Source organism: Gemmatimonadota bacterium (assembly GCA_016720805.1).
GTDB lineage: Bacteria > Gemmatimonadota > Gemmatimonadetes > Gemmatimonadales > GWC2-71-9 > Palsa-1233.
Map to the genome: position 1 here is coordinate 120,371 of JADKJZ010000003.1, position 25,473 is coordinate 145,843.

General features: G+C 68.4%; 33 protein-coding genes and 1 tRNA gene. 27 read left to right on the top strand and 7 right to left on the bottom strand.

What is annotated here, in order from left to right; all coding sequences use genetic code 11:
• Positions 1–69 precede the first annotated feature (69 nt).
• Entirely contained in the window at positions 70–684 is a 615-nt protein-coding gene (locus IPP98_05220; protein ID MBL0178514.1) for a hypothetical protein, read from the top strand.
• Complete coding sequence (locus IPP98_05225) at positions 681–1,292, top strand: hypothetical protein (protein MBL0178515.1); 612 nt, start codon at positions 681–683, stop codon at positions 1,290–1,292. Before IPP98_05220 ends, IPP98_05225 begins: the two co-directional genes overlap by 4 nt.
• A 327-nt stretch (positions 1,293–1,619) precedes the next feature.
• Here the strand turns inward: IPP98_05225 and IPP98_05230 are convergent, their stop codons facing one another.
• Complete coding sequence (locus tag IPP98_05230) at positions 1,620–2,633, bottom strand: HD domain-containing protein (GenBank protein ID MBL0178516.1); 1,014 nt, start codon at positions 2,631–2,633, stop codon at positions 1,620–1,622.
• A 135-nt stretch (positions 2,634–2,768) separates the two neighbouring features.
• On the opposite strand from IPP98_05230, the gene IPP98_05235 reads away from it, so the two are divergent.
• Positions 2,769–3,095: a hypothetical protein gene (locus tag IPP98_05235; protein MBL0178517.1), complete on the top strand. Its 327-nt coding sequence runs from the start codon at positions 2,769–2,771 to the stop codon at positions 3,093–3,095.
• Here the strand turns inward: IPP98_05235 and IPP98_05240 are convergent.
• Entirely contained in the window at positions 3,085–3,510 is a 426-nt protein-coding gene (locus tag IPP98_05240; protein MBL0178518.1) for a GspH/FimT family pseudopilin, read from the bottom strand. The two genes, IPP98_05235 and IPP98_05240, sit on opposite strands and share 11 nt — an antisense overlap.
• A gap of 72 nt (positions 3,511–3,582) precedes the next feature.
• Positions 3,583–4,674, bottom strand: a complete 1,092-nt coding sequence (locus IPP98_05245) for a response regulator (protein ID MBL0178519.1) — start codon at positions 4,672–4,674, stop codon at positions 3,583–3,585.
• Positions 4,675–4,905: 231 nt separating this feature from the next.
• Here IPP98_05245 and IPP98_05250 point away from each other — a divergent pair, with 231 nt between their 5' ends.
• From IPP98_05250 to IPP98_05260, 3 genes are read left to right on the top strand one after another with little or no spacing between them, the layout of a single operon-like run.
• Positions 4,906–7,338: a choice-of-anchor B family protein gene (locus IPP98_05250; GenBank protein ID MBL0178520.1), complete on the top strand. Its 2,433-nt coding sequence runs from the start codon at positions 4,906–4,908 to the stop codon at positions 7,336–7,338.
• A complete protein-coding gene (locus IPP98_05255) occupies positions 7,335–8,435 on the top strand; it encodes a YncE family protein (protein MBL0178521.1) in 1,101 nt (366 codons plus the stop codon). Before IPP98_05250 ends, IPP98_05255 begins: the two co-directional genes overlap by 4 nt.
• Positions 8,432–10,252 carry a VCBS repeat-containing protein gene (locus IPP98_05260; protein MBL0178522.1) on the top strand — a complete coding sequence of 607 codons (1,821 nt, stop codon included), beginning with the start codon at positions 8,432–8,434 and terminating at the stop codon, positions 10,250–10,252. The genes IPP98_05255 and IPP98_05260 overlap by 4 nt, the downstream gene beginning before the upstream one ends.
• 119 nt (positions 10,253–10,371) lie before the next feature.
• Here the strand turns inward: IPP98_05260 and IPP98_05265 are convergent, their stop codons facing one another.
• Together IPP98_05265 and IPP98_05270 are read right to left on the bottom strand one after the other, a co-directional pair.
• Entirely contained in the window at positions 10,372–11,232 is an 861-nt protein-coding gene (locus IPP98_05265; GenBank protein MBL0178523.1) for an ABC transporter substrate-binding protein, read from the bottom strand.
• Positions 11,233–11,994, bottom strand: a complete 762-nt coding sequence (locus tag IPP98_05270) for a zinc-ribbon domain-containing protein (protein MBL0178524.1) — start codon at positions 11,992–11,994, stop codon at positions 11,233–11,235.
• A 119-nt stretch (positions 11,995–12,113) separates the two neighbouring features.
• Between IPP98_05270 and IPP98_05275 the strand changes: the two genes are divergently transcribed.
• From IPP98_05275 to IPP98_05305, 7 genes are all read left to right on the top strand, one after another.
• On the top strand, positions 12,114–12,377 hold the full coding sequence (locus IPP98_05275) for a hypothetical protein (GenBank protein MBL0178525.1): 264 nt from the start codon (positions 12,114–12,116) through the stop codon (positions 12,375–12,377).
• A gap of 38 nt (positions 12,378–12,415) precedes the next feature.
• On the top strand, positions 12,416–14,047 hold the full coding sequence (locus IPP98_05280) for a hypothetical protein (GenBank protein MBL0178526.1): 1,632 nt from the start codon (positions 12,416–12,418) through the stop codon (positions 14,045–14,047).
• 105 nt (positions 14,048–14,152) lie between these two features.
• Positions 14,153–14,467, top strand: a complete 315-nt coding sequence (locus tag IPP98_05285) for a hypothetical protein (GenBank protein ID MBL0178527.1) — start codon at positions 14,153–14,155, stop codon at positions 14,465–14,467.
• 43 nt (positions 14,468–14,510) lie between these two features.
• Positions 14,511–14,876, top strand: coding sequence for a copper resistance protein CopC (locus IPP98_05290; protein MBL0178528.1), 366 nt, complete (start codon positions 14,511–14,513; stop codon positions 14,874–14,876).
• On the top strand, positions 14,873–15,481 hold the full coding sequence (locus IPP98_05295) for an SCO family protein (GenBank protein MBL0178529.1): 609 nt from the start codon (positions 14,873–14,875) through the stop codon (positions 15,479–15,481). Before IPP98_05290 ends, IPP98_05295 begins: the two co-directional genes overlap by 4 nt.
• Before the next feature lie 84 nt (positions 15,482–15,565).
• Positions 15,566–16,003, top strand: coding sequence for a copper chaperone PCu(A)C (locus IPP98_05300; protein MBL0178530.1), 438 nt, complete (start codon positions 15,566–15,568; stop codon positions 16,001–16,003).
• A 3-nt stretch (positions 16,004–16,006) separates the two neighbouring features.
• Positions 16,007–16,798: a cytochrome c oxidase assembly protein gene (locus tag IPP98_05305; GenBank protein ID MBL0178531.1), complete on the top strand. Its 792-nt coding sequence runs from the start codon at positions 16,007–16,009 to the stop codon at positions 16,796–16,798.
• Positions 16,799–16,804: 6 nt separating this feature from the next.
• Here IPP98_05305 and IPP98_05310 read toward each other — a convergent pair whose 3' ends face one another.
• Positions 16,805–17,014 (bottom strand): DUF2892 domain-containing protein, encoded by a 210-nt coding sequence (locus IPP98_05310; protein ID MBL0178532.1) that lies wholly within the window; start codon positions 17,012–17,014, stop codon positions 16,805–16,807.
• Between the two features lie 123 nt (positions 17,015–17,137).
• Here IPP98_05310 and IPP98_05315 point away from each other — a divergent pair.
• The 14 genes from IPP98_05315 to IPP98_05380 all read left to right on the top strand — a co-directional run bounded on the left by IPP98_05315 (position 17,138) and on the right by IPP98_05380 (position 24,593).
• Positions 17,138–17,208 (top strand) — tRNA-Cys (locus IPP98_05315).
• Positions 17,209–17,415: 207 nt separating this feature from the next.
• On the top strand, positions 17,416–17,724 hold the full coding sequence (locus IPP98_05320; protein ID MBL0178533.1) for a hypothetical protein: 309 nt from the start codon (positions 17,416–17,418) through the stop codon (positions 17,722–17,724).
• 55 nt (positions 17,725–17,779) lie between these two features.
• The gene (locus IPP98_05325; GenBank protein MBL0178534.1) at positions 17,780–19,129 is read left to right on the top strand and encodes an MFS transporter; all 1,350 of its coding nucleotides are present in this window, start codon (positions 17,780–17,782) and stop codon (positions 19,127–19,129) included.
• A gap of 255 nt (positions 19,130–19,384) precedes the next feature.
• The gene (locus tag IPP98_05330) at positions 19,385–19,804 is read left to right on the top strand and encodes a DUF3830 family protein (protein MBL0178535.1); all 420 of its coding nucleotides are present in this window, start codon (positions 19,385–19,387) and stop codon (positions 19,802–19,804) included.
• 153 nt (positions 19,805–19,957) lie between these two features.
• Positions 19,958–20,167, top strand: a complete 210-nt coding sequence (locus IPP98_05335) for a DUF4287 domain-containing protein (protein MBL0178536.1) — start codon at positions 19,958–19,960, stop codon at positions 20,165–20,167.
• Between the two features lie 152 nt (positions 20,168–20,319).
• Positions 20,320–20,604 carry a hypothetical protein gene (locus tag IPP98_05340; GenBank protein ID MBL0178537.1) on the top strand — a complete coding sequence of 95 codons (285 nt, stop codon included), beginning with the start codon at positions 20,320–20,322 and terminating at the stop codon, positions 20,602–20,604.
• Between the two features lie 11 nt (positions 20,605–20,615).
• On the top strand, positions 20,616–20,846 hold the full coding sequence (locus tag IPP98_05345) for a hypothetical protein (protein ID MBL0178538.1): 231 nt from the start codon (positions 20,616–20,618) through the stop codon (positions 20,844–20,846).
• 197 nt (positions 20,847–21,043) lie between these two features.
• Entirely contained in the window at positions 21,044–21,961 is a 918-nt protein-coding gene (locus IPP98_05350; protein MBL0178539.1) for a hypothetical protein, read from the top strand.
• 35 nt (positions 21,962–21,996) lie between these two features.
• Positions 21,997–22,650, top strand: coding sequence for a hypothetical protein (locus tag IPP98_05355; GenBank protein MBL0178540.1), 654 nt, complete (start codon positions 21,997–21,999; stop codon positions 22,648–22,650).
• Positions 22,647–22,853, top strand: coding sequence for a DNA-binding protein (locus tag IPP98_05360; GenBank protein MBL0178541.1), 207 nt, complete (start codon positions 22,647–22,649; stop codon positions 22,851–22,853). Before IPP98_05355 ends, IPP98_05360 begins: the two co-directional genes overlap by 4 nt.
• A complete protein-coding gene (locus tag IPP98_05365) occupies positions 22,853–23,032 on the top strand; it encodes a hypothetical protein (protein ID MBL0178542.1) in 180 nt (59 codons plus the stop codon). Before IPP98_05360 ends, IPP98_05365 begins: the two co-directional genes overlap by 1 nt.
• Positions 23,033–23,049: 17 nt before the next feature.
• Positions 23,050–23,553, top strand: a complete 504-nt coding sequence (locus IPP98_05370; protein MBL0178543.1) for a DNA-deoxyinosine glycosylase — start codon at positions 23,050–23,052, stop codon at positions 23,551–23,553.
• 20 nt (positions 23,554–23,573) lie between these two features.
• Positions 23,574–24,032 (top strand): MOSC domain-containing protein, encoded by a 459-nt coding sequence (locus IPP98_05375; protein ID MBL0178544.1) that lies wholly within the window; start codon positions 23,574–23,576, stop codon positions 24,030–24,032.
• A gap of 153 nt (positions 24,033–24,185) precedes the next feature.
• Positions 24,186–24,593 (top strand): SRPBCC family protein, encoded by a 408-nt coding sequence (locus tag IPP98_05380; GenBank protein ID MBL0178545.1) that lies wholly within the window; start codon positions 24,186–24,188, stop codon positions 24,591–24,593.
• A 3-nt stretch (positions 24,594–24,596) separates the two neighbouring features.
• On the opposite strand, the gene IPP98_05385 is transcribed toward IPP98_05380, so the two are convergent.
• On the bottom strand, positions 24,597–25,445 hold the full coding sequence (locus tag IPP98_05385) for a TetR/AcrR family transcriptional regulator C-terminal domain-containing protein (GenBank protein ID MBL0178546.1): 849 nt from the start codon (positions 25,443–25,445) through the stop codon (positions 24,597–24,599).
• Between the last annotated feature and the right edge of the window lie 28 nt (positions 25,446–25,473).

Sequence of the window (25,473 nt, forward strand, 5' to 3'; positions counted from 1 at the left end):
GGTCCGCACGAGGCATCGACGCAAGCGGGGGCCCTACCCGCGACTGCCTCGGCGGTCTATCATCACAGCATGACTACCCCGACGACGCTGACGATTCGCACCTTCGCGGACCGGGCCGAGGCGATGGCACACGCGGTCTTGCGAGCCGGCGAGGCACCGCGCTTCACCGCCTTCGACGACACGATCGGCTGCCCCATGGAACAGCTGCTCGGTGCGCTCGAGTGGACCCGCGTCGTCGGCATCCTTCCCGATGACGATCTCCTCCACGCGGGCCGCCTCACCAGCGATACCGCCGCGGCGGTCGTCGAACGGAAGACCGCCGAGGGACGCCGCTACATCTTCCTCGGCCCGCGCCTCGACACGCCGCAGGCATTGCCGGAGGATGGCGAGGTGCTGCTCGACGAGCCGGGCGTGTTGGCGATCGGCTTTGCCGAACGGGCGATCGCGTTGGCGCACTTCCTTCGCATCACCATGGGCGCGGGGGCGATCTTTGCGCAGCTGGGGCGTCGTGCCCCGGAGCTGCGCCACCTGCGGCGCTGGTTGCCGCCGATCGTGCAGGAACTGGATGGATCACGCCGAATGATTGCCGGCTGGTTTGCCGCCTCCGCCGGCGGTGTACTCTTCCTCGGCGACGAGGGGACGGACGCGGCCTGGCGTTACATCGAAGTGGGGATCGACTCATGAAGGCCGGATGGATGATGCTGGGCGCCCTGCTGGTGGCCGCGCCGCTTGCCGCGCAGGAGCCGCCCTCGGAAGCGATGAAGCGGATGACACCGGAGGAACGCGCGCTCGCGCAGCGCAAGCTGAACGCCGCCGCCTCGATGCTCTATGACATTCCCCTCGACTCGGCCAAGACCGGGCTGCGCAGCTTGCTGATGATCATGCGCGACTCGCTGATGGTGGTGCAGACGGAGGCGTCGCGGGTGCAGCGTGCCTCGTCGCCGGCGGTCGCCACCTCCGCGGCCCGAAGGCTCCGCGTCGCCTGTGGTGCGGCGTCACGGGTGATGATCGGCGCGGAGCCGCACATTGCCGGGATGAAGGCCTCGGCCAAGGCGGGGGCCGAGGCGCTGATCGCGTATCAGAAGGCGCTGGGCGTCACCTACACCGAGATGACCAAGTGCGATCGGGCCGTCGCGCTGCAACTGGCCTCGCCCACTCCCGGGCTGGCCCAGCTCCGGACGAGTGCCGCGGGCGCCGAAACGGCCGCCACGCACTACGACACGGCGGCCGACGGGCTGCTCCGGGTCTTCGACATCCCGATGCGTCCCAAGGGTGTCCCCGGCGGATTGTAACGAAGTACGGTCAATGGCATGTGGGGATGTGGATTAACATCTCCACATCCCGTGGAGAAAGGGGGGAACTGCCGTGGTGATGGGCACTTCGAACCCACAATGTTGCCCACCGCAGGTGAGCTAACCCGAATAAAATCAGGCACTTGCGGCTTTTCTGGGGGACGGTAGCTTGGTAGGAGTACCGATGGGGCGTTCGCACGCTTCATCCTCTCCGATCCAGCGCCTCGGAGAGCCGTGTGGGCGAGCGGTCCGCGAGCCGATCTGACCCACAGCGCTCATTCTCTCGCAACGCCCCCGAGCGTCTGCGCTGGAGTGCGAAGCGGTCGATCAGCCCTGCTGGTCGGCCGCTTCTTCGTTCCCGCCACCCTCGTCGCGCCCGAAGTCCGGTGCCAACCGCACCAGCCAGCGATTGTCGAACTGCCAGACCTTCTTGGTCGACGTCCTGGCGTCCCCGGGGAAGAGCTCCGGCGAGGCATAGGCTTCGTTGATCGAGGCCGTCTTCGCCGAGGCATCGTCGGCGTAGTGGAGAATCTCCGCCTCGAGGGTCAGCGGCCGGACCGGCGAGCCGAATTCGAGCTGGCCATGGTGCGAGAGGATCAGGTGCTCGATCAGCAGCTGTTCCTCTGGCGTGCATGGCGGGGTCGGCTGCGCGTTGACCCGCTCGCGGAACATGGCGTAGCCCTGGACCACGTGTCCCAGCAGCCGACCGCGTTCGGTGGTATCGAAGACGCCGGTCTCCCAGCTGTAGGTCTCCAGCTTGCCGATGTCATGGAGCATCGCGCCGACGGTGACGATTTCCGCATCGGCCCGCGCCACGCGCGCCATCTGCTTGCCGATGCTGACGACTTCACAGGTGTGCTGCAACAGCCCGCCGATGGCGGCGTGGTGGCCGGTGCCCGGCGCGCCGGGACATTCCTGATACCGGCTGCGGAACTCGTCGTCGGCATAGAAGAGATCGACCACGGCCCGAAGCCTTGGCGCGGTCAGCTTGGCGCGGATGTCGTCGAGGAATTGCCAGTAGCCGTCGACGGCGCCGACGGAGGGCGCCAAGTCGGCGAGCGGGATGGAGCCCTTCGGCAGCGCCCGCACCGAGGTGGCGTCGAGCTGGCGCGACTCGCGATACGCGGTCACCGTGCCGACGACCTGGACGATCATCCCCTTGCTCAATCCCTTCACCTGATCGTCGCGCCCGGCCCAGAACGGCGCCGTGTCGATCCGCCCGGTCCGATTGCCGAGGACGAGCACGGTGCGCGGGTGATCGCCACCCTTGGCCACGACATCGAGGACGAGGAAGGGGTGGTGGACGCTGTCGCCGACGGCCAACGACGAGATATCAAGCATGCGCGAAGCCTTGGTGGAGGGGCGAACGGCGAACAGCGAACAGCGAACAGCGATCTGCTACGGATCGGGGGAATGTAGCATCGGCTTGAGACGCTGTTCGCCGTTCGCTGTCCGCCGTTCGCTGTATCTTCCGGCATGCCCTCCCTCCACATCCGCCTCCTTGTCACCGACCCCACCCGCGAGGACGTCGTCGCGCTGGCCGACACGCTCCGCGCAGGCGGGCACGTGGTGGTCTTCGAGGAGGTCGCGACCGTGCCGCCCGGGGTGGCGCCCGCGCCGGAGTTCGTGGTGACCGAGGCGGCGATGCTGCCGGCCCCCGAGACCCTCGAGGCCGCCGAAGCGCGCCACCTCCGCGCCACCCTGCACTTCACCCACGGCAATCGGCGTCAGGCGGCACTGCTCCTCGGCATCGCCCGCTCGACCCTGCTCGCCAAGATCCGGAAATACCACCTCACGGGGTGATCCGCCCCAACCGCGAGATGACGACCCGACGGCTCGCCCCGAGGCGCGTGAGCGTGAGCGTCCGATTCGACACCCCCACCGCCAGCCCCGCCGCCCCGAAGTGGATCGGCGCCCCGCCCCCACTGAGCTGGACGCCGCGCGTTCCCGCCCCGGCATGCAGCCAGCGCAGCGTGGTGTCGCCGTCGGCGAGGAGCTCGAGCCGGTAGCTGCTGTCGCTCAGGGTGAGGCGAGTGACCGCACCGAAGCGAATGGCATCGAGCCGCGCGGCGTCGAGCGCCACAACCAGCTCGGTGGCCTCATGCCGGAGCGCGGCGGCCGCGGCGACCGCGCCGAGGCGAGGAATCCCCAGGCCGGCGAGGATGCCGACGAGGACGAGTGCGAGCAGCAGCTCCAGCAGGGTGACGCCGCGTGTCATGCCCCGACAATACCGAACGCGGGATCCAGTGCTTGGCACCGAACCCCGCGTCATGGACCGGATTTCCGCCGCTCAGGGCGCGCGACTCTCGTCGAGGAAGACCAGTGCCCGCCGACGGGTGATCACCGCCGCCAGCGCCCGATGCACATCCGGCGAAATCACCGTGCCGACCAGGTCGCGCATCCGGGACACCGCCTGCTCCTGACTCATCTTCTCCTGATACGGGCGGACCGTCGTCAACGCGTCGAACACCTCGGCCACCCCCAGGATGCGCGCCCCGATCGGGATCGCCTCGCCAACCAATCCGTCCGGATAGCCGGTGCCGTCATGACGCTCATGGTGCGAGCGGACATAGCTGATCACCTCGCGCAGGTGATGCAACGGCGCGAGGATCTGCGCCCCGATCAGCACGTGCGTCTTGACGTGGTCGAACTCCTCCTCGGTGAGCGGCCCGTGCTTGTGCAGCACCGCTTCCCGGATGCCGATCTTGCCGATGTCGTGAAGACGGCCCGCGGTGCGCACCATCTCGATCTGCTCGTCGGAGAGCCCCATCTCGGCGGCGATCATCGCCGAGAGGTCGGCGACGCGCGCCGAATGGCCGCGGAGGTAGGCGTCCTTCGCCTCGAGGGCGTTGACGAGTGCTTCCAGGGTGGCCACGGAAATCCGCTCGAGATTGCCGCGCTCACGGCGCAGCTCCGCCCCGCGCTGCACGATCTCCTGCTTGAGCCACGCCTGCGTCTCGGCCTGCTCGATCAGGTCACGCCGACGGGCCAGTGCCCGCCCGATGGCGCGCTCGAGGTCCTGCAGGTCGACCGGCTTGACGAGATAGTCCATCGCGCCACGCTGCATGCAGAGCGCCGCGGTGTTGGCGTCGTTCACGGCGGTGAGCATCAGGATGGCGGCGTTGGGCTCCTCCTTGAGGATCATCGGCACCATGTCGGGGCCGGACGCATCGGGGAGGCGGACGTCGAGCAGGATGCAGGCGACCTTCCGGCGGCGGATCTCGGCGAGGGCCTCGCCGGCGGTGCCGGTGGCGATGACCTCATGGCCCATCGAGGTCAGGAGTCGCTGCAACGCCGACCGGATCGAGTCCTCGTCGTCGACCACGAGGGTCGTGACCAGGCCGATCTCGTCTGCCATCGGGTCGGGCGTATCCGGGCTCATCGATGCTCCAGGGGTGGGGGCCGGCACCTCCTTCAATATATCGGTCGTTCCGATCCGCGCCTCGTGTGGCCGCCCCGTTTCGAAACCCCCGGCGCCACTCGTCCCGTACAGGGAGGGTTGCATGGCAGTCGGGCGGTTCCGACGGGCCTCCCGTTCGTCCATCCGGGCACGGCGGCCGGGTGTTAGCTTATCCGACTCCACTTCCCACCCCCCCTCATGAGGTCGTCCCCGATGAAGCGAGTCTGTTCGGCTGTCCTCCTGCTGCTCCCGTTGGCATTGAGCACAGCCTCCGCCTCCGGCGTCCGCGACGAACGCGGCCCGTCGTTCCCGCAGTTTGGCGCGACGGTCGCGATCGTCGGCGATCAGGCCTTTGTTGGCGAACCCCGAGGCCCGAAGTCCGGTACGGTCCACCTCTACCGCCGTGGTCCGACGGGGTGGAAGGAGACTGGCACGCTGCTGCCGCCCGCCGGCTCCCCCAACGATGGCTTCGGCACCGTCCTGGTCGCCAACGCGACCACGCTGCTCGTTTCGCGGATCGACGGGCCCTCGGCCCCCGATAGCGCCAAGGGCGAGGTGCATGTCTTCCGGCGGGGCGCGAATGGCGCCTGGACGGCGGCTGGCGTGCTCCAGGCGTCGAGTCGGGTGGGTCGGGCCGAATTCGGCCGCTCGCTCGCGCTGTCCGGCGACCTGTTGATGGTCGGCGCCCCCCGCGACGGCAACGGGGTGGTCTACCTCTACCGCCGCGGCGCCGATGGCAGCTATGCCCCCGCCGGGACGTTGCCGGTCCAGAACAGCGAACCGGGCGACCAGTTCGGCGCCGCGATCGCGGTCGATGGGGCGCGGCTCGTGGTCGGCGCTCCCGGCCGCTCGATGCGGAAGGGCGCCGTCTTCGCCTACGGCCGCCAGGCGGATGGCGCTTGGCAGGCCGAGGGGATGCTGATGGCGCAGCGGGGCACCGACAACGCCCAGCTCGGCAGCGCCCTGTTGCTGCAGGGCAGCCGGGTCATCGCCGGGGCGCCGGGCGCCCTGGTGCTGGCCGGACCGGGTGGCGGCAGCGCCGGGGCGGCGGTGGTCTTCGAGCGGAGCGCCAGCACTGGCGCGTGGCGTGAGCGGCAGACGCTGGCCCCGTTCCAGCTCATCGCTGGCCGCTTCGGCGCGACGCTGGCCGCCGCCGGCGACGAGATCTGGATTGGCGCCCCCGCGACCGAGCGCAATACCGGCCGAGTCTACCGGTTGGCCCTCGCGAAGGACGGCAGTCTCGCCAGCATGAGTGCACTGGCCGTCGGCGATCTGGAGCCGGGTGCCGGCCTCTCGGGATCGATCGCCACGTCGGGCGACGCGGCCGTGGTCGGCATGCCCTCCGATGGCGGTGGCGGCGGCACGGTGCTCTTCCTCGGGCGCAGCCCCACCGGCGCCTGGACGGTCCGGAACAGCCTCTATCCCGCGAGCACGGCGCCGACCTACGCCGCCGTGAAGGGGAAGGAGGTTGCCTGCGGTGAGTCGGGCAAGGCGGGCGAATTCGAGTGCGGCAATGCGTCGTTGCAGTCGTTCCTCCCGATCTCGGCGATCGGCGGCAAGCGCGGCACCAACATGAACGACAACTGGGGCTGGACCGACCCGGTCACCAAGCACGAGATCGCGATCCTGGGCCGCACCGACGGCACCTCGTTCGTCGATGTCACCGACCCGTCGAACCCGCGCTACCTCGGCGACCTGCCGAAGACCAAGGGCTCGCCGTCCTCGGCGTGGCGCGACATGAAGACCTACAAGGATCACGTCTTCATCGTCTCGGACAACGCGGGCGAGCACGGCATGCAGGTCTTCGACCTCACGCGCCTGCGGAAGGTGACCACGCCGCAGACGTTCACGCCGGACGTCACCTACGACCGCATCAACAGCGCGCACAACATCGTCTCGAATGAAGAGACCGGCTTCATGTACACCGTCGGCAACTCGGGCGGCGGCGAGACCTGTGGCGGCGGCTACCACATGATCGACGTCCGCGATCCGAAGCACCCGCAGTTCGCCGGCTGCTTCGGCGACCCGAAGACGGGCCGCGCCGGCACCGGCTACTCGCACGACGCGCAGTGCGTCGTCTACCGCGGTCCCGACGAGAAGTACCGCGGCCGCGAGATCTGCATCGGATCGAACGAGACCGCGATCTCGATCGCCGACCTGACCGACAAGAAGAACCCGGTGGCGATCTCGCGCGCGTCGTACCCGAACGTCGCCTACGCCCACCAGGGGTGGCTGACCGAGGACCAGAAGTACTTCTACCTCGACGACGAAGGCGACGAGTCGAGCGGGCAGGGCGAAGCGGCGAAGGGGACGCGCACGCTGGTGTGGGACGTCTCCGACCTCGACGACCCCGTCCTCGTCACCGAGCATGTCGGCGTCGCGAAGGCGATCGACCACAACCTCTACGTGAAGGGCAACCGGATGTACCAGGCCAACTACACCTCCGGCCTGCGCATCCTCGACGTCACCAACCCGCGGGATCCGCGCGAGGTGGGCTTCTTCGACACCCACCCGGGTGACGACGGCAAGCCGTCGTTCGCCGGCGCGTGGAGCGTCTACCCCTACTTCAAGAGCGGCACGATCGTGGTGACCAGCATCGGCGAGGGCGTCTTCTTCGTGCGTGACCGCACCTCGACGGTGCCATGATCCGCAGGTTCCTGACGGCCGGGGCGGCATTCGCCGTCCTGGCCTGCAGCGGCGGGGGCACTGCTCCCGCCACGGCCCCGAGCCCGTCCGGCGGGGCCAAGCTGTACGTGGTGAATCAGTCCGGGGCGAGCATCTCGGTGATCGACCAGCAGCGGCTCGCGGTCGACACCGTGATCGACCTCCGCGGCCTCGGCTTCACCGCCAACGCCAAGCCGCACCATATCGCCGTCGAACCCGACGGCGCGTTCTGGTATGTCTCGCTGATTGGTGACGGCCGCGTGCTCAAGTTCGACCGCGCCAATCATCTGCTCGGTCAGGTGAAGATGGAGACGCCGGGATTGCTGACGCTCGACCCGGTGCATGACTCGCTCTATGTGGGGCGCTCGATGACGGCCGTCAACCCGCCGAAGGCACTCGGCGTGATTGCGCGGAAGGCGTTCGTGATGGTCGAGGAGCAGGAAATCCTGATTCCGCGGCCGCACGCGCTCGCCGTCACGCTCGACGGGAAGTGGGTGCATACCGCGTCGCTCGCCGAGAACCGGATCGCGTCGGTCGAGACAGCGACGGGTCGGGTGACGATCACCACGATTCCCGGTGCGCCGCGTTCGCTGGTGCAGTTTGCGCTCTCGCCCGATGGCAAGACGATGGTGGCCGGGGGTGAATTGTCGAACACGCTGCTGGTCTTCGACCTCACCAGGCCGCCGCCCTTCGTTCCGGTCAAGGAGATTCCGCTGGCGGGGAAGCCCTGGGACCCGCGCTTCTCGCGCGACGGCCGGCATGTCTACATCACGCTGCTGGTGAAGAATGCGCTGGCCGAGGTGGACGTCGTGACCGGCACGGTGACGCGGATCATCGAAGGGCGGATGGCGCAGCCCTACGGCCTGCTCCTTCGGGCAGACAACAAGTACGCCTTCGTCGTGAATCAGAACACCGGCGCGATCATGCCGGGGCAGAGCGGCCACGAGATGCACGGGATGGAGGGCCACGCTGCCACCGATGGGTGGCTGACGATCCTCGATCTCGCCAAGGGCACCGTCCACTCGACGCTGATGCTGGGCAACGGTCCGACCGGGATCGGCGCGGCGCGCGCCCGGTGAATCGCGTCCGCACCCTCCTGGTGTGCGCCGCCCTGCTGCCCGCGACGCTGGGGGCGCAGGGCGGTGGCGTGTTCACCCGCCGCGTCGCCCCCTTCCCGGTGGCCGACCGCACCGGCGCGCCGACGCCAGAGCCGTTCCTTGGCGGCTTCGACGTCCCGCGGCCGCAGCTGGTCGACATCGACGGCGACGGTGACCTCGACCTCTTCGTGCAGGAGCGCTCGAATGCGCTGATGTACTTCGAGCGGGTCGACGGCCGCTATGTCTGGCGCACCGACCAATACCAGGGCCTCGCCGTCGGCGAGTGGTCGCGCTTCGTCGACCTCGACGGCGACGGCTTGATGGACCTGCTCGGTGAATCGCCGATCAGCTACATCCGCGCCTGGCGCAATGTCGGGACGAAGTCGGCGGCGCGATTCGCCGTCGCGGCCGACTCCCTCCGCGACGGCGATGGCGTCCCGCTCGCCGCCGATCGGCAGAACATCCTGAACCTCGTCGACATCGACTGCAATGGTCGCCTCGATCTCTTCCTCGGGCGGGTGGCCGGCACGGTGGACCGGTACGAGGCGATCGCGGGGACCGCGAGCAACGGGATTCCCCGTTTTGGCCTCGTCACCGAGCGGTTCGAGGGGATCGAGGTGCTGGGCCCGGTCCCTGGACAGCCCAACTCCATCGAGGGACGCGGCTCCCGCCACGGCGCCAACACGCTCGCCTTCGGCGACATCGACGGTGATGGCGATCCCGATCTCTTCTGGGGCGACTATTTCGAGCCGGGGCTGCTGCTGTTCGAGAACCGTGCGCGCGGCTGCGCGGCACCGGACCTGCGCGCCGCGCCGCAGCGCTTCCCGATCGGCGACGGGGTGCTCACCAGCGGCTACAACGCGCCGGCCATCGGCGATGTCGATGGCGACGGGCTCCTCGACGTGGTGATGGGTGTGATCGGCGGCGCCTTCTTCCCGGCCCGCACGGCGGTCGAGAACCTCTACTACCTCCGCCAGGCGTCACGCGGGAAGTTCGAGAAGGTGACCGCTCGGCTGCTGCCGACCGTCGACGTCGGCAACGAGTCGGTACCGACCCTCGCCGACCTCGACGGCGATGGCGACCTCGATCTCCTCGTGGGCAACAAGATCGAGCCGAACGCCGATACCACCGGCACGATCACCTGGTTCGAGAACAGCGGCAGCGCGCGCGCCCCGACCTTCCGCGACCGCGGCCCCCTGCCGATTCGCGGCGAGTTCCACTACGCCCCGACCAGCGCCGACCTCGACGGCGACGGCCTGCCGGACCTGGTCATCGGGACCTGGCGCGACCGCGTCCACTGGTGGCGCAACAGCGGCACCCGCACCGCGCCGGCGTGGACGCTCACCGACACCGCGCTCGTCACCCTCACCCGCGGCAGCAACACCACCCCCGCCCTCACCGATCTCGATGGCGATGGCGATCTCGACATGATCGTCGGCGAGGCGAGCGGCCAGCTCAACCTGTACCGGAACGTCGGCAGCCGTACCGCCCCGAAGTTCGAACTGGTCAGCGACCACTTCCAGGACATCGACGTCGGGCGCCGGTCGGCGCCGACCTTCGTCGACCTCGATGGCGATGGCCGGTCCGATCTCGTCCTCGGCAGCGAGGAAGGCGGCCTCCAGCTCTGGCGCAACGTCACCGTTGACGGTGTCATCCGCTTCGAACGGGACCCGGCCTTCGTGGTGCCGACCGACCCTTACTCCGCGCCGACCTTCGGCGCGCTGCGGGGCGATGGCAGCCTGAGCATCTTCGTGGGGGCGATTTCGGGGGGATTGCTGTATTTCGAGCGGCAGAAGTAGACGATGATCGATGATCGATCATCGATGATGTCATCCCGAACAACGTGAGGGATCTGCGTATTCGCCACCACGCAGGTCCCTCGCTTCGCTCGGGATGACAATCGATCATCGACCATCGATCATCCTACAAATTCAACTTCCACCCTGCTCGGAATGATTCCCGCCTCGGCCGCCCGGTCCAGCAGCAGCTGTACCGCTTCGCGGCCGCGATTGCCGTAGTCGACGGTCCACTCGTTGACGTACATCCCGACGAACTCGTCGGTGCGCTCGTCGGAGATGCCGCGATTGTACTGCTTGGCGTGAGCCAGTGCGTCGGCACGGTGGACCAGGCCGTAGACGATCGAGGCCTTGAGGTCCTTGGCGACCTGCTCGATCACCTCGCGGCCGAGGTCGCGGCGGACGACGTTGCCGCCGAGCGGGAGCGGGAGGCCGGTCTCGTCGAGCCACCACTCGCCGGTGTCGGCCCAGAGGTGGAGGCCGTCGTCGACGTAGGTGAGCTGCCCCTCGTGGATGATCAACCCCAGGTCCACCTCGCCCTTGTGGACGGCGTCCTCGATCGCGTCGAAGGCTATCACGACCGGGACGAAGTCGGGCTGCCACAGCTTGAGCGCCAGATAGGCGGTGGTCAGCAGCCCGGGGACGGCGATCCGCATTCCCTTCGCGGCGGCGCGGATGATGGCGGAGTCGGCGCGACGGTCGCCCGGGGGCGGCGTCAGCGAGACGAGCCGCGGGCCGTAGCCGTCGCCCATCGACGAGCCGCTGTTGAGCAGCGCGTAGTCGTTGGCGATGTAGGCGTAGGCGTGGATCGAGACCGCCGAGACGTCGAGTTCCTTGTGACGTGCGCGCTGGTTGAGCGACTCGATGTCGGAGAGCTCGTGCACGTACGTGATGTCGGTGTCGATCTTCCCTTCGGCCAGCGCATAGAACATGAACGCGTCGTCGGAGTCGGGCGAATGGGCGACGCGGATCGTCGTGGTCATTTACTTGGGTCCCGGGGTGGTCTTGAAGCTCTCGAGCAGCGGGCGGTGTGCCTCGTACTCGTCGCGCTTCTTGGCGATCTCGGCGTCGTAGTTCTTCCGGAAGGCGGTCCGTGCGGCCTCGGCACCGACCTTGTTCCCCTGATAGTCGCCGACGATCGCCTGGACGAAGAAGCCCATCAGGTTGTTGGGCGCCTCCTTCAGCATCGTGTCGGCCAGGGCCAGCGCTTCGGGGAACATCCCGACCTGGGCCTGGATCATCGCCGTGTGGTAGCGGGCGTCGATGTCGCGGTCGCCCGGCGGCAGGTTGGTGTAGGCGCCGAGGGCCATCGGGGTGAAGCGGAAGACGGTGGCGGTGTCGCCTTTCTCGGCGGCGGCGGTGACCCGGTCGGTGAGGCGGGTGAACTGCTCGCGCGGCGTCATGTTCGAGATGTCCGGAGCCCCGGTGGCGCCAACCACGCCGCCCGCCGGCGCACTCCCCATCGCCGGCGGCTCCGCGGCCGTCCGATCGGTCGCGGCGTAGATCACGGCGACCACGGCGACGACCGTCAGCAGCCCGGCCACGATCCATGGTGCCGCCTGGGTCGGGGCCTTCGGGGCCGCTGCGCCGCCCGCGGAGGCATGGGCGTTCGGGGCGGCATGGGCCGCCGAGGTGCCACCGACGGGAGTTCCGCAGGCCGAGCAGAAGCGAACGCCGGTCGGCAGGGTCACGCCGCAGCCGGTACAGAAGCGCTGGGCCTGGGGGGAAGCAGGGGTATCGGACACGGGGTCTCCGGGGAAATGCTGGGGGATCGCCGCCATCGGCGGCGCCGCAATATAGTGGCCCCTGCTGGCGCAGGCCGTGGCCCCTCGCTACCCTTGAAACGTCCTCCGCCCCGGTGACCATGACCACACCTCCTTCCGACACGATCGACCTCTCCAATGCCGACCACATGGGCGACCTCGCCCGGGGCGGCACCAATTGGTCGGTTCACCTCGAGACGCGCCAGGACGGCCCCCTCGCCGTCGGCCGGGTCCACTTCGTCGCCGGCGACGTCCGCCGCTCCTCTGCCTGGATCTTCCGCGAATGGAGCGTCCCCGACGTGAAGGCCCGATTCGCGGAGTTTTCGCCGCTGGAGTTGTGGCGGCTGTTGGAGTCGTTGAGCTGAAGCAACCGGGATGGTGGATGATGGATGATGGATGGTGGATGACGCTCCCCGCGAGGGCAGGGCGCATCGCGCGGCGCGCTCGATCCATCATCGATCATCCATCATCCATCATCCTGGCGTTGATCCTCGCCCCCGCACCGCTGCTCGCCCAGGCGCCCGTCGCCGCCGTCGTCCTCGAACGCCGCTCCATCTTCGACCCCGACGAAACCCGCTTCTGGCTGCTCAACCTCGTCAATCGGCTGCACGTCACGACGCTGCCGTACGTGGTACGGCGCGAGATTCTGGTGCATCCGGGCGAGCCGTACGATTCGGCGAAGATCGCCGAGAGCGAGCGCAACCTTCGCCGCCTCGGGGTGTTCCGCAGCGTCAAGATCGACACCACGTCGGTCGACTCGGGGTTGGTCGTCACCGTCACCACGCGTGATGGCTGGAGCACCCGCCCCGACTTCCGCTTCCGTTCCACCGGCGGCGAAGTGGCGTATACCCTGGCGTTGATCGAGGACAACCTCCTCGGCACCGCGACGCAGACGTCGCTGCTGTATCGCAAGAATCCCGACCGCAGCACCACCACGTTGGCGTTCCGGCAGCCGCGGTTGATCGGCGGCACGATTGGCATGGTCGCCGCGCTGGAGGACCGCAGTGACGGCCAGCTGGCGGCGGGCACCATCGGGAAGTCGTTCTTCAATCTCGGCGCCAAATCGGCGTGGAGCATCACCGGCGATACCCGCCGCGAACGGCTCCTCCGTTTCCGCGACGGGATCGAGCAGGCGACCGACACGCTGCAGCGGCGCTATGTGCTCGGCCGCGCCGAAGTCGCGCGCGCACTGCGCACGCCGAGCCTCGGCTATGTGCGCGCCGGGTTGGTGGCGCAGCTTCGACGTGACGACTTCACCACGCAGGCCACCTACGACAACATCGGGATCACCGAGCGATCGATAACCGGCGCGTTCGGTGGCTGGATCGAGGCGCGGAAGGGACGCTACGTCAAGCTGCAAGGCTACAACTCCCTCTCGCGCGACGAGGACCTCGACCTCTCCACCGTGGTGCGTGCCTCGGTGCTGCTGGCACCCTCGGTGTTCGGCTACGAGAAGAGCGGCATCGCCCCGGCGATTGCGGGGCGCACCGGACACGGCTCGGCGCGCGGCTTCTCGCTGCTCGAGTGGAATGTTGGCGGGATGATCACCAGCAGCGGGCTCGACTCGGCGACGGCGCAGCTCTCGGCGACGGCGGCGTGGATTCCGTCGCCGAAGCACCTTGCCCTGGTGCATGCCTCGGGCGGCGTCCTGCGCGGCTTGCTGCCGGGCAGCGAGTTCGACCTGGGGCTGGGCGCCGGACCGCGCGCCTTCCGGTCGCACGCGTTCACGGGAGACCGCGCCTTCTTCGTGACGGCCGAGTATCGCTACGGCGCGGCGGTCGACTTCCTGAAGGTCATCGACGTGGGGATCGCGACCTTCGTCGACCACGGCGGGGCGTGGTATCGTGGCGCCACCATGCGGACCGGCTGGGACATGGGGGTCGGGCTGCGCCTCGGCGCCTCACGCGCGCCGGACCTCGAGGCCAATCGGATGGACCTGGTGTACCGGGTGGGGAATGACCGCGAATCGTCGGGCTGGGTCTTCGTGGTGGGGAAGGGCTTTACCTTTTCGACGGGCCTGCGCGGCGGGCGCTGATCGATCCATGCGGGTTGGCCGAACGAGGGGGACGCCATGTCGGATGCACCAAAGGGGAAGCGCCGCTGGGGGCTGATCGCGCTGGCGATCGTGGTCGTCCCGGTCATGCTCTTCTCGATCTATGCGGGGGCCGCGCTCAACTGGGCCTACTCCGAAGGGGAGCGCGCCGGCGTGCTGCAGAAGTTCTCGAACAAGGGGTGGCTCTGCAAGACGTGGGAAGGGGAGATCGCGATGACCACCGTCCCCGGCGTCGCACCGGTGATGTGGATTTTCACGGTGCGTGACGATCAGGTGGCCAAGTCGATGAGCGAGGCGGTGGGGAAGCGCGTGGTGCTCCACTACGCCGAGCATCGCGGGGTGCCGACCACCTGCTTCGGCGACACGCCCTACTTCGTCGACAAGGTCACCATCGCGCCCTGACGGCCCACTATATTGCGGGGTCTGCCAACGTGGAGCGCACGTGATGTTGTCCAAGATTGTCGCGGTGGTGATCGGTGCGGTGGTCGCGCCGGCAGCGCTGCTGTTTCACACTGAACTGAAGAGCTCGGTCCCCGGGCGCGATTCCATCGTGAAGGGGCCGCCGCGCGAGGTCGTCCTGACCTTCACCGGCAAGGTGAATCCGAAGGTGTCGTCGATCACCATCCTGCGTCCCGACTCGAGCAACGTGATGTCGCTGGTGATCGACACCAAGGCGGCCGGCAAGGAACTCCACGCCCCGCTGACCCGGCCGATCCCGCCGGGGCGATACGTGGTGCGCTGGAAGACCGCGTCGGCCGACGGCCACGTGGTGCGCGGCGCGTACGGCTTCTCGGTCGACTTCGTCGAGTGAGGCGCGTGTGGTTGGCGCTGCTCGCCGTGGGCACCATCGCCTGCGGCGAGAAGCTCGATCGTGAACTCTCCCCCGGCGGCTTCATCGGCGCCGAGGTGGTGACGCCGCGCCCGATGCCCGATGTGGTGCTGACCGATGCCAAGGGTGCGCCATACCATCTTGCCGAACAGACGCGCGGCACGGTGACGCTGCTCTTCTTCGGCTACATGCATTGCCCCGACGTCTGCCCGGTCCACCTCGCCAACCTCGCGGCGGTGCTCGACAAGCTGCCAGAAGATGTCGCACGCCAGGTGAAGGTGGTCTTCGTGACGGTCGATCCGTCGCGTGACTCGATGGCGGTGCTGGCACCGTGGGTGGCGGGCTTTGACCCGCGCTTCATTGCGCTCACCGGGTCTGACTCCACCATCAAGGCGGCGCAACTCGCCGCGGGATTGCTCACGGCCGAGCAGGACACGACGCGCGGCGCGAAGGACTATCTGGTGGGGCACGCCTCGCAGGTGATCGCGCACACGCGCGACGGACTCGGCCGGGTGCAGTATCCGTTCGGGACACGGCAGCGGGATTGGGCGCATGACATTCCGAGGCTCGTGGAGTACGGCCGATGATCGATCATGGATGATGGATGATGGATGATGGATGATGGATGATGAATGATGGATGATGGACCTACGACCTACGACCTACGACCTATGACCTCCGCGCGCCTGCTCCTGCTGCTCCTCTGCACCACGGCCTGCGGCGCGGCGGAGGGTCCGCTCAGGGTGTCGCGTCTCGAGGTGAGCATGGCTCCCGTCGGCGCGGTCGCCGCGTCGGGCTACTTCGTGCTCCGGAATGCGGGCGCGCTGGCGGACACGCTGGATCGGGTGACGACGCCTGCCGCCGATTCCGTGACGATCCACGAATCGATGGATCACGGCGACGGCCAGGTGATGATGATGCCGCTGACGTGGGTGGCGGTGCCGGCCGGTGATTCGGTGGTGTTCGCGCTGGGTGGGCGGCATCTGATGCTCGAGCACTTCCCGACGCCGCTCGCGGTGGGCTCGGCGGTGACGCTGACGTTCCACTTCCGCAGTGGCCGGACCATCACGCAGTCGACCACCGTGCATGCGGTCGGTGGAAAGGAGTAGCTGATGCAGTGGTGGTGTGCGGCGACGGGGCTGCCGTGGAGCTGGCAGTGGCAATGGTACCCCGGGGTGCACCTTGCCCTGTTGCTGCTCGCGGTCGGCTGGTGGCAGCTCGGCGTGCGGCAGCAGTGGACGCAGCGGCCCTGGGGCTGGTTTGCCACGGCGTGGATCGCGCTGCTGATCACCCTCGATTGGCCAGTGGGCAAGCTGGGCGCCGGCTATCTCGCCTCGGTGCACACCTTCCAGTTCCTGATGCTCACCCTGCTGGCGGGGCCAGCGCTGCTGCGCTCGATCCCCGAGGAAGGGTGGCTCGCGTTCGCGCCCGTGGGGTCGAGTCGCCATCGACTGCTCAGCACCATGGCGAAGGCGATCCCCGGCCTGGCCTGCTACAACCTGATCGTGGTGGCGAGCCACCTCCCCGCCGTCGTCGATCCGGCGATGCAGTCGCAGCTCGGCTCCTTCCTGATCGACTTCAGCTGGCTCGCGGCGGGGCTCTTCCTCTGGTGGCCGCTGGTCGCGCCGAAGGCGTTCACGCGGCTCGGCACGTTCGGGAAGATGGGCTACCTCTTCGGCGCGACCATTGTCCCGACGATCCCGGCGATGATGATGGTCTTCTCCGACTGGCCGCTGTACGCGCTGTACGAGCTGGCGCCGCGCGTCGATGTCCGCCTCTCGGCCAACGAGGACATCATGCTCGCCGGCCTCACGATGAAGCTGCTCGGCGACATCCCGCTCTGGATCGCCCTGGCCGTCGTGTTCTTTCGGGGGACCGCACAGCGGGATACCGTCGACGCGTGAGGCGGATCAGGCCGCCTTCGGCCCGCAGCGGTTGATCCCCAGGGCCGAGTAGAGGGGGCAGAAGCCGGTCAGGCCGGTCAGCAGGGGGACGAAGCCGAGCCACTGCAAGACGGTCCCGGCGGTCCCGGTGACGGTGTGGGTCCAGCCGAGGTAGAGCATGGCGAGGCCGGCGACGACACGGATCCCGCGGAACAGGGGGGATTCATTGCAGGGCATGGGGTACTCCGGAATGGGCAGAGTGGGGGGACACCCTACCAGAGGATAACGCCCGGTACCGGTTCCCGGTTCCCCGATTCGGTGGACACCGGCCAGAGGGGCGACTAGAATCCCCCGGCATTCGGCGCCGTAGCCAAGTGGTAAGGCAGAGGTCTGCAAAACCTCCATCACCGGTTCGACTCCGGTCGGCGCCTTGGGAAGCAGCGAACAGGGAACAGCGAACGGCGAACAGCGTGAAATGGTGAGGGGTGAGGGGTAAGGGGGCTGTTCCCCCTCACTCCTCACCCCTTACCGCTGTTCGCTGCTCGCCGTTCGCCGTCTCCCATTCCGACTCCCCCCGTGGTGAATCTTTCTCCGGTTCTCGGGGTATGATGAGACTCACTTCTACTGTTGAGTCTCAGATGATCTCGGATCTGCTGGCTTTTGGTGGCGTTGGGGCGCACCCCGTCCAACCGAAGGAACTCGCGGCCGCTCGGCCGCTGTATGAATGCCGCGCGGCGTTGCTCGCGGCGCATCTGGCGCATGTCGAGGCCACCTCGCCGGCCGACGCCGGTCCGCACCGGATTGCCGCGGCACGTGCCCAGGGCGAACTCGAGTGGCTGGCCGTCCGTGAGGCCGAGGAGAAGCGCTACGCCGAGTACACGCGGGCGAACCCGGCGGGGCTGGGAAGGGACCTGAAGGAGATGGTGGCGAGCTTCTTCGGACGGTGAGGCAGGAGGATCGATCATCGATTATCGATCATCGATCATCGTCTATCTTTCGCCCATGACTGCCTGGCATCTCAAATACGTCGGTCGCCGCTGGACCCTCGTCGGCCTCGTGCTGGCGATGTTCCTCTCGGCGATCGAGGCCACCGTCGTGGCCACCGCCCTCCCGACCATCGTCCACGATCTTGGTGGTGACGCCCGCTACGGCTGGGTCAACATCGCCTATCTGCTGGCCAGCACGGTCGCGATTCCGCTCTACGGCAAGCTCGCCGACCGGCATGGTCGCGCGCCGCTGCTCTATATCGGCCTCCTCCTCTTTGCGCTCGGCTCGCTGGTGTCGGGCTTCGCCCCGACCTTCGATCTCCTCGTCCTCGGGCGGGTGATCCAGGGTGCCGGGGCCGGCGCGATCCAGCCGGTCACGATGACGATCGTCGGCGACCTCTGGGAGGTGCACGAGCGCGGCAAGGTGCAGGGGATCATCGGCGCGGTCTGGGGCACGTCCGGCGCGATCGGTCCGCTGCTCGGCTCGTTGCTCGCGACGACGGTCGGCTGGCGCTGGATCTTCTGGATCAACATTCCGTTCGCCCTCGCGGCGATCGGCATCGTGGCGCTCGCCTATCGCGAGCCGGCGCGGGTTCGCAGCACCGTCCCGCTCGATCGCCTCGGCGTGCTCTGCACCGCGGTCGGTGCGTTTGCACTGCTGCTCGCGATCGAGCAGGTGGCCACGCTCCCGATGGCGATTCTCTCGATGGCGGCCTTCGGTGCGCTGGTGTTTGTCGAGCAGCGCGCTGCCGATCCGGTGATTCCGGTCAACATTCTGCGGTCGCCGAGGCTGGGAACGGGGATCGCGTTGCTGGGGCTGTTGGGGGCGATGATGATGGTGGTGCTCACCTGGTTGCCGCTCCGTTTGATTGCTGGCGGCGGGTCGATCGCGGCGTCGGCGGCGCTCTCGCCCTTGCTGCTCGGGTGGCCGATCGCGGCGAGCCGCTCGCCCGCGCTGATGATGAAGCAGGGCCGCCGCGCGACCATCCGGCTCGGCGCGCTGCTGCTGGCAATTGGCGCGCTCGCGCTCGCGGGCTTCGTCTCGAGCAACGCGACGATCTGGGTGCTTGCCGCGATCATGTTCGTGATGGGCCTCGGCTTCGGCCTCCTCTCGACGACGACGGTGGTGGACGCGCAGTCGACGGTGGCGCACGGCCAGCGCGGTGTCGTCACCGCACTCGGCGCCTTCTCACGCTTCCTCGGCGGCGCGATCGGCGTCGCCGCCCTCGGCGCACTGCGCGGATTGCCGGGGCCGGTCGCCGGGCACGGGATGACGTGGGTGTTCGTCGGGCTGGCCGGGGTAGGGCTGGTGACGATGGCGGTGGCGATGGGGTATGCGCATGACATGCATGTCGAAGCGGGATGATCGATGATGGATGATGGATGATGGATGATGGATGATGGATCAGTGCGTCGTCATCCCGAGCGCAGCGAGGGACCTGCGTGGTCGCGAATGCACTGACACCTGGCCCATCTGCGGCTACGCAGATCCCTCGCTCTGCTCGGGATGACCACTGCCTGAATGAAGTGCGTGCACTTGTCACTGCAATCCGAAATTCCCTCTCGCCTCAGAGGACTGGATGATCACGGTCGAATGCCGACTGCCCTCCTGGGCCGCCCGATGACGATGCTCACCGTCCGCATTGGTTCGGCTGTGTTTGCCGCCGTGTTGGAGAGCGAACTCGCCCCACAGACGGTCGAGGCATTCCAGGCGCGCCTCCCATTTGCGGGGCAGCTCGTGCAGGCGCGCTGGAGTGGTGAGTCGGGTTGGGTCCCGCTCGGCGATTACGATCTGGGCGTCGGTGAAGAGAACGCCACCAGTCACCCCGCACCCGGGCAGGTGCTCTGGCATCCGCCCGGGCTGAGCGAGGCGGAGCTGCTGGTGCCCTACGGGAGCACGGTTTTCTCAAGCCGCGTCGGGCAGCTCGTGGGCAATCACTTTCTGACGATTCGCGACCCACAGGGTGAGCTCGCCGAGGTTGGACGCCGACTGATGTGGGAGGGGGCGCTGCCGATCTCGTTTGAGGTGACCGACCCCTAGTTCGGCCCTCGGTCGGCGATCCACCTCGCTGGTGGCAATCGGACCACGACTCGCGACACTCCGACGCGGGGCGCGTGTTCCGGCATGGCGCGCGTGGCGCCTCGCGCCGCTCGGGACGGTGATAGCTTTATCAAGATTTCCAGGAGGCATGCCGTGGCCGGTTCGGAAAAGGTGCAGGGCCCAGCGTCCTACTTCCCGTCCATCGAGAAGAAGTACGGCCATCCGGTCGCCCACTGGTTCGGCGTGCTGCAGCGCGCGGGCGACCTCAAGCACATGGAGTTGGTCGCGCTGCTCAAGTCGGAGCACGGACTCGGCCACGGCCACGCGAATGCGCTGGTCGCGTATCATCTGGCGAAGCGGTAGGGTTTGGCCGAGCTCCCGCACCCGTGGCGCCCCGCCTGACGCGGGGCGGGGGTAGCTTGGAGGATGCTCCGTCGCACGTCCGGTCAACGGCACAGCGTGCACCCACATCCCGACGCAGAGTCACCTCCCCCGTCCCCTGATGAGGCACCTGCATGTTCGGAAATCTCGGTGGTGCTGAGCTCCTGATCATCCTTGGGGTCTTCGCCGTCCCGGTGGCGGCGGGCTGGGCCCTCGTCAGGGCCTGGGACCGACGGGACACCGCCGCGCGCGATCTGCACCGGCTCAGCGCGGAGGTCGCGGCGCTGGCCGAGCAGAATTTCCTGCTGGCCGATGAGTTGGCCGACCTCGCCGCCGAGGCGAAGGCGTCGGCACGCCTCGCGGCCACGGATCGGCCGCCGCGCGCAGACGCCAGCCTGACCCATCCACCGACCGCATAGGAGGCTGACCGATGGGCGGACTCCTGTTGTTCATGATCCTGGGTGGTGCCGCGTACTATGCCGTGCGGATGCGCCGGAACAACGACACCCACGGTTCCCTCGCCGCACGCGTGAGTGAGCTCACCAGTCAGCTCGGTCAGCTGCGTGAGGCGCAGTGGAAGATGCGGACGGCGATTGACAGCCTGCGCGAAGAGCAGGACTTCAGGAATCAACTCACCACGCCGAGCGACAAGGAACAGTAGGGCGCCACGAGCCACGATCCCGGACATCGAGGGATCGTGATCACCCCGGAGGTTGTATCCTGCTGAGACAGATCGCGCTCGCCGGCGCACTCACCCTGCTCACCTCTTGCCGCGAGGCCGACCCTGCGTCGACGTCCGCCGCGGTCATCGACCTCGACCCGGTTCTCGACAGCGTCGTCGGCGTCGATCAGCCCGAGGTGGCCTACGAGACGGCACCCGGCGTGCTGCTGCTGCCGGAGCCACTGCTGCCGGGGTTGATCCGGCTCGATTTCGCGACCGGACGCCGCGACACGGTTGGTCGCGCCGGGGAAGGCCCGGGGGAGTACAGGGCACCGGGCTTCGTCTTCGCGTTGCCGGCGGGTCGGATCGGGGTCGTGGACGGCCCCGCCCGACGGGTCACGGTGTTGGCCCCCGCGCTGACCTTCGAGGAGCACCGTGCCATTCCCGCGGGGCTCTCGCCGTTCCTGCTGCGTGCCGACACGCTGGGCAATCAGCTCGGTGTCGGCCCAGGCGCCCCGCAAGCGGCGCCCGGTGATTCCGCGCCCGTCGTGCGCCTTCGTGCGGCGGCCACGACCGTCGACACCGTCGGCTTTGTGGAGCGGTTGCAGACGGCCCCGATCCAGATCGGTCAGATGGGGATGATGGCGCCGGCGGAGTACGCGCCGCGTGATCTCTGGGGCGTCGATCAGGACGGCACGGTGTGGATCGCGCGGGGATCGCGTCGAGCGTTGGAGTTCATCAGTCGCGAGGGCACGCGGACGACCTTCCCGATCCCGTTCGCGCCGATCCCCACGGTCGACGCCGATCGCGCCCTCTTCCGCGGCCTTCCCGCGCCCGAGGGGCTCGACCGCGCCGCGCGCGTGCTGGCACCGATCAAGGGTCCGTTCCAGGAAGTCCGAGCCGACCTGTCGGGACGCTACTTCCTCTGGCTGAATCAGCCGGCCGGTTACACCACGGAGCTCTATGCGGAGTTCGATCGCACCGGCACGCACCTGCGCACGATTGCCCTTCCGCAGTCGTGGAAGATCATCGCCGTCAGTGCCACCGCGATCTATGCCGCGCGCGAGTCGGAGAGCGGGGAATGGAACATCCGGCGCTATGGCAGGCCTCGGTGATGATGCCACCGTCCACTGGACGCAGGCTCGGACTCATGACCTGCTGCATCGTCGCACTCGTTGCCGCGGTCGTGCCGGCGGCGGCGCAGGGCGGCAATCGGAGTGGTCTCACGCTCGGTGCCGGGCTCTACACCTCGGCGCGGTCGCTGGGTACGCGGAATGGCGGCACCGCGCAGCTGTCGAACGCACCAGCGGTCACCGTGGGCTTCGACGCGTGGCCTCGGGCTGCCTCGGTCGGATTCAGGATCGTGGCGATGGCGAGTGTCACCGAAGGCTACCGCGTGGAGCCGACGGCGCGCTGCCAGCACGACTGCACACCGCGGGATCTGCAGGCTGGTCGTTTCTGGGCGGCGACCGCCAGTCTGGTTCGTGCCTTTGGTGGCGATGGTCTGGGCGTCGAGCTCGAACTCGGCGGCGGAGTCCGGCAGTACGCCTTCTCCGACCTCACCTGTGTGTGCGTGCCGATTCCCCCGAACTGGGACCCCGAGACGGTGCTGGTCTCGACGGCGTTCCACCGATCGCATACGGCGCCGCTGCTCCGGCTCGGCGCCGCGGTTCGGCTCCCTTGGCGGGCCCTGCCGGTCCGCGTGACCGCGGCCGATCATGTGAGCCGCGGTCCAACCGGGCAGGTGGCGCACGATCTGCTGTTCTCGGCCAACATGCTCTTTCCGGCCGTACGTCGGCCGTGAGCCGCACCATCACCCATCCCAACGAGGCCGCCTTCCCCAAGGGCGTCGGCGGCCCGGTCTTGCGTGCGCTCGCCAACGCGGGGATCCGCTCGATGGCGGAGCTGGCGAAGTGGGCCGAAGCGGACGTTGCGGCACTGCACGGCGTGGGACCGAAGGGGATGCGGCTGTTGGGAGAGGCCTGGCAGAGGGGCCACCAGCGATGATCAACGCGAAGTGGCACAAGGACCACGTCATGCCGATGGGCTCCACGCTGAGTCAGCGGGTCCAATGGCACGTGGCGCACGCGAAGGCGTGTGGCTGTCGCGAGATCCCGCCGACTGTGTTGAAGGAACTGGAGCGGCTCGGGAGGACGCCGCCGAAGCGGAAGGGGCACGACGGCTGAGCGCCAGCTCCACGACCATGCACTGCCACAGCTTCCCGCCGATCGCGCGCCCTGACGCGCGCCTCCTGATCCTCGGCTCCATGCCGGGGAAGGTCTCGCTGCGCGACCAGCAATACTACGCCCATCCCCAGAACGCCTTCTGGGCGATCATCGCCGACATCCTCGGCTTCGACGCCGCGAGTCCCTACACCGATCGCGTGACCGCGCTGCAGGATGGTCGGATCGCTCTCTGGGATGTGCTCAAGTCGTGTACCCGCGAGAGCAGCCTCGACGCCGACATCGATCCGTCGACGATTGTCCCCAACGACTTTGCAAAGTTCTTCGCAACGCATCCGGACATCCGCCGCGTCTGCTTCAACGGCGCCAAGGCGGCGACGCTCTTTGCCAGGCACGTCACCCCGACACTCCCCTCGACGCACGATCTCGAATTGCTGCGGCTCCCCTCGACCAGTCCCGCCAACGCCGGCGTGTCGCGCGCGGAGAAGTTGCGGGCGTGGCGGGTGATTGGGCATGTTGACTAGCCGCCCCACTCGGAGCCCCCATGTCCGGCCGCATTGAAGCCCTCTGGAGCAAGCGCGCGCATCGCGGGCCGATGGACCCGCGCGCCGACGCCACCCTGGTGCCGAACAAGGGGATGGCCGGGAGCGTCGGCCGCAGCACGCGCCGCCAGGTGACCATCCTCTCGCGCGAGGCGTGGGAGACCGCGACCACCGAGCTCGGCGCCACGGTCGACCCGTCGATGCGCCGCGCCAACATCCTCGTCTCCGGCCTCGACCTCCACGACACGCGCGGACGCACGCTCCGCATCGGCAGCTGCCGACTGATCATCGGCGGCGAGCTCACTCCCTGCGAACGGATGGAGGAGGCGTCGCCCGGTTTGCAGGCGGCGCTGACGCCGAGGTGGCGCGGTGGCGTCTTCGCGCAGGTGGAGGAGGGTGGGGAGGTGAGGGTGGGGGATGTGGTTCAATGGGAGCCCGGTGATCTGTCATCCCGAGCGTAGCGAGGGACCTACGTGAACATGAATGCACTTATGCCCACCCATTCGCAGCGACGCAGGTCCCTCGCTACGCTCGGGATGACACGCTCGGAAGCGACCGACGATAAATTCCCCCGCAACCCTCCAACCCTCCACCCCCCTGACCCGAGGCCCCCCATGAAGATCACCGTCGAAACCGTCGTGAACGCCCCCATCGATGAGGTCTGGCGCGCCTGGACGACGCCGGCCGACATCATCCAGTGGAATGCCGCGTCCGAGGACTGGCACACCACCGCGGCCACCGTCGATCTCCGCGCGGGCGGCGCGTTCTCGTCGCGAATGGAGGCGAAGGACGGCAGCATGGGGTTTGACTTCGCGGGGACGTACACCAGGGTGGAGCCGCATCGGCTGATCGAGGCGGCGTTCGGTGATCGAGTCATGCTGGTCGAGTTCGAGACGGAGAACCACGGCATCGTGGTGCGCGAGACCTTTGACGCCGAGACCACCCACCCCGAAGAGATGCAGCGGGCGGGGTGGCAGGCGATCCTCGACAACTTCAAACGGCACGTCGAACAGGGGCGGTGATGCCTACCGCGTGACCCGATTCACGTATTTCTCGATCCCGTCCAGCACGCGCTGCAGGCCGAAGTCGAAGGACTCCACCATCGTCCGACCGGGTGACTCCGCCGGCGCGGTAAGGATTGCCGCGAAGGCGGCGAAGCGCGGGTCGCCGATCGCCCGCCCGAGGTCTGCGCCGACCGCCGCCCCCCACTGCCGTTCGGAGATGCCGCGTGCCCTGGCGCGCGCCAGCGAGATCGAGGTGTCCGCGGCGCCGCGCGTGTAGCCGTCGATCACGCTGATCATCTGCCCGACATCCGCCGGCGTCATGGCCGTGCGTGACAGGGGCCGCGCGACCGCTTCCAGCCAGGCCATCCAGTTGGGGCCATGCGGCGCTGCGACGAATGGCAGCTCCGCCAACCAGGGTCGGCCACAGAGCATATCCCGCTTCGCGTGCGCCCACGCCGCCACCTCGGCGCGCCACCCGACACGGGGACCTTTGGGTGTCGGCGGGAGTCCCATCCCCGCGTCGACCAGCGCGTCGATGAGTGCGTCCTTGCTCGGGAAGTAGCGGTACAGCGCCATCGCGGTGACGCCGAGCTGCTGCGCCACCGCCTGCATCGTCACGGCGCTGAGCCCGTCGGCGTCGGCGATCGCGATCGCCGCCTGCACCACGTCGTCGGCCGTGATCGACGGTTTCGGCCCTCGGCCCGGGACTGAGCGTGCCTCCCACAGCAACTCGCTGCGCCGCTGCAACTCCGGGTCGGGAGCGCTCGCGGCCTGCATCAACGCGTCGTGCGTCAGCTCCCGGCCGATGCCGGGTGCCGCGCCGCCGCTCTGCTTCCGGCGGCTCCCGCTCGCCGCTGCTTTCCGTGCCATAGCTCCCACCGCCATAGGGGTTGACAAA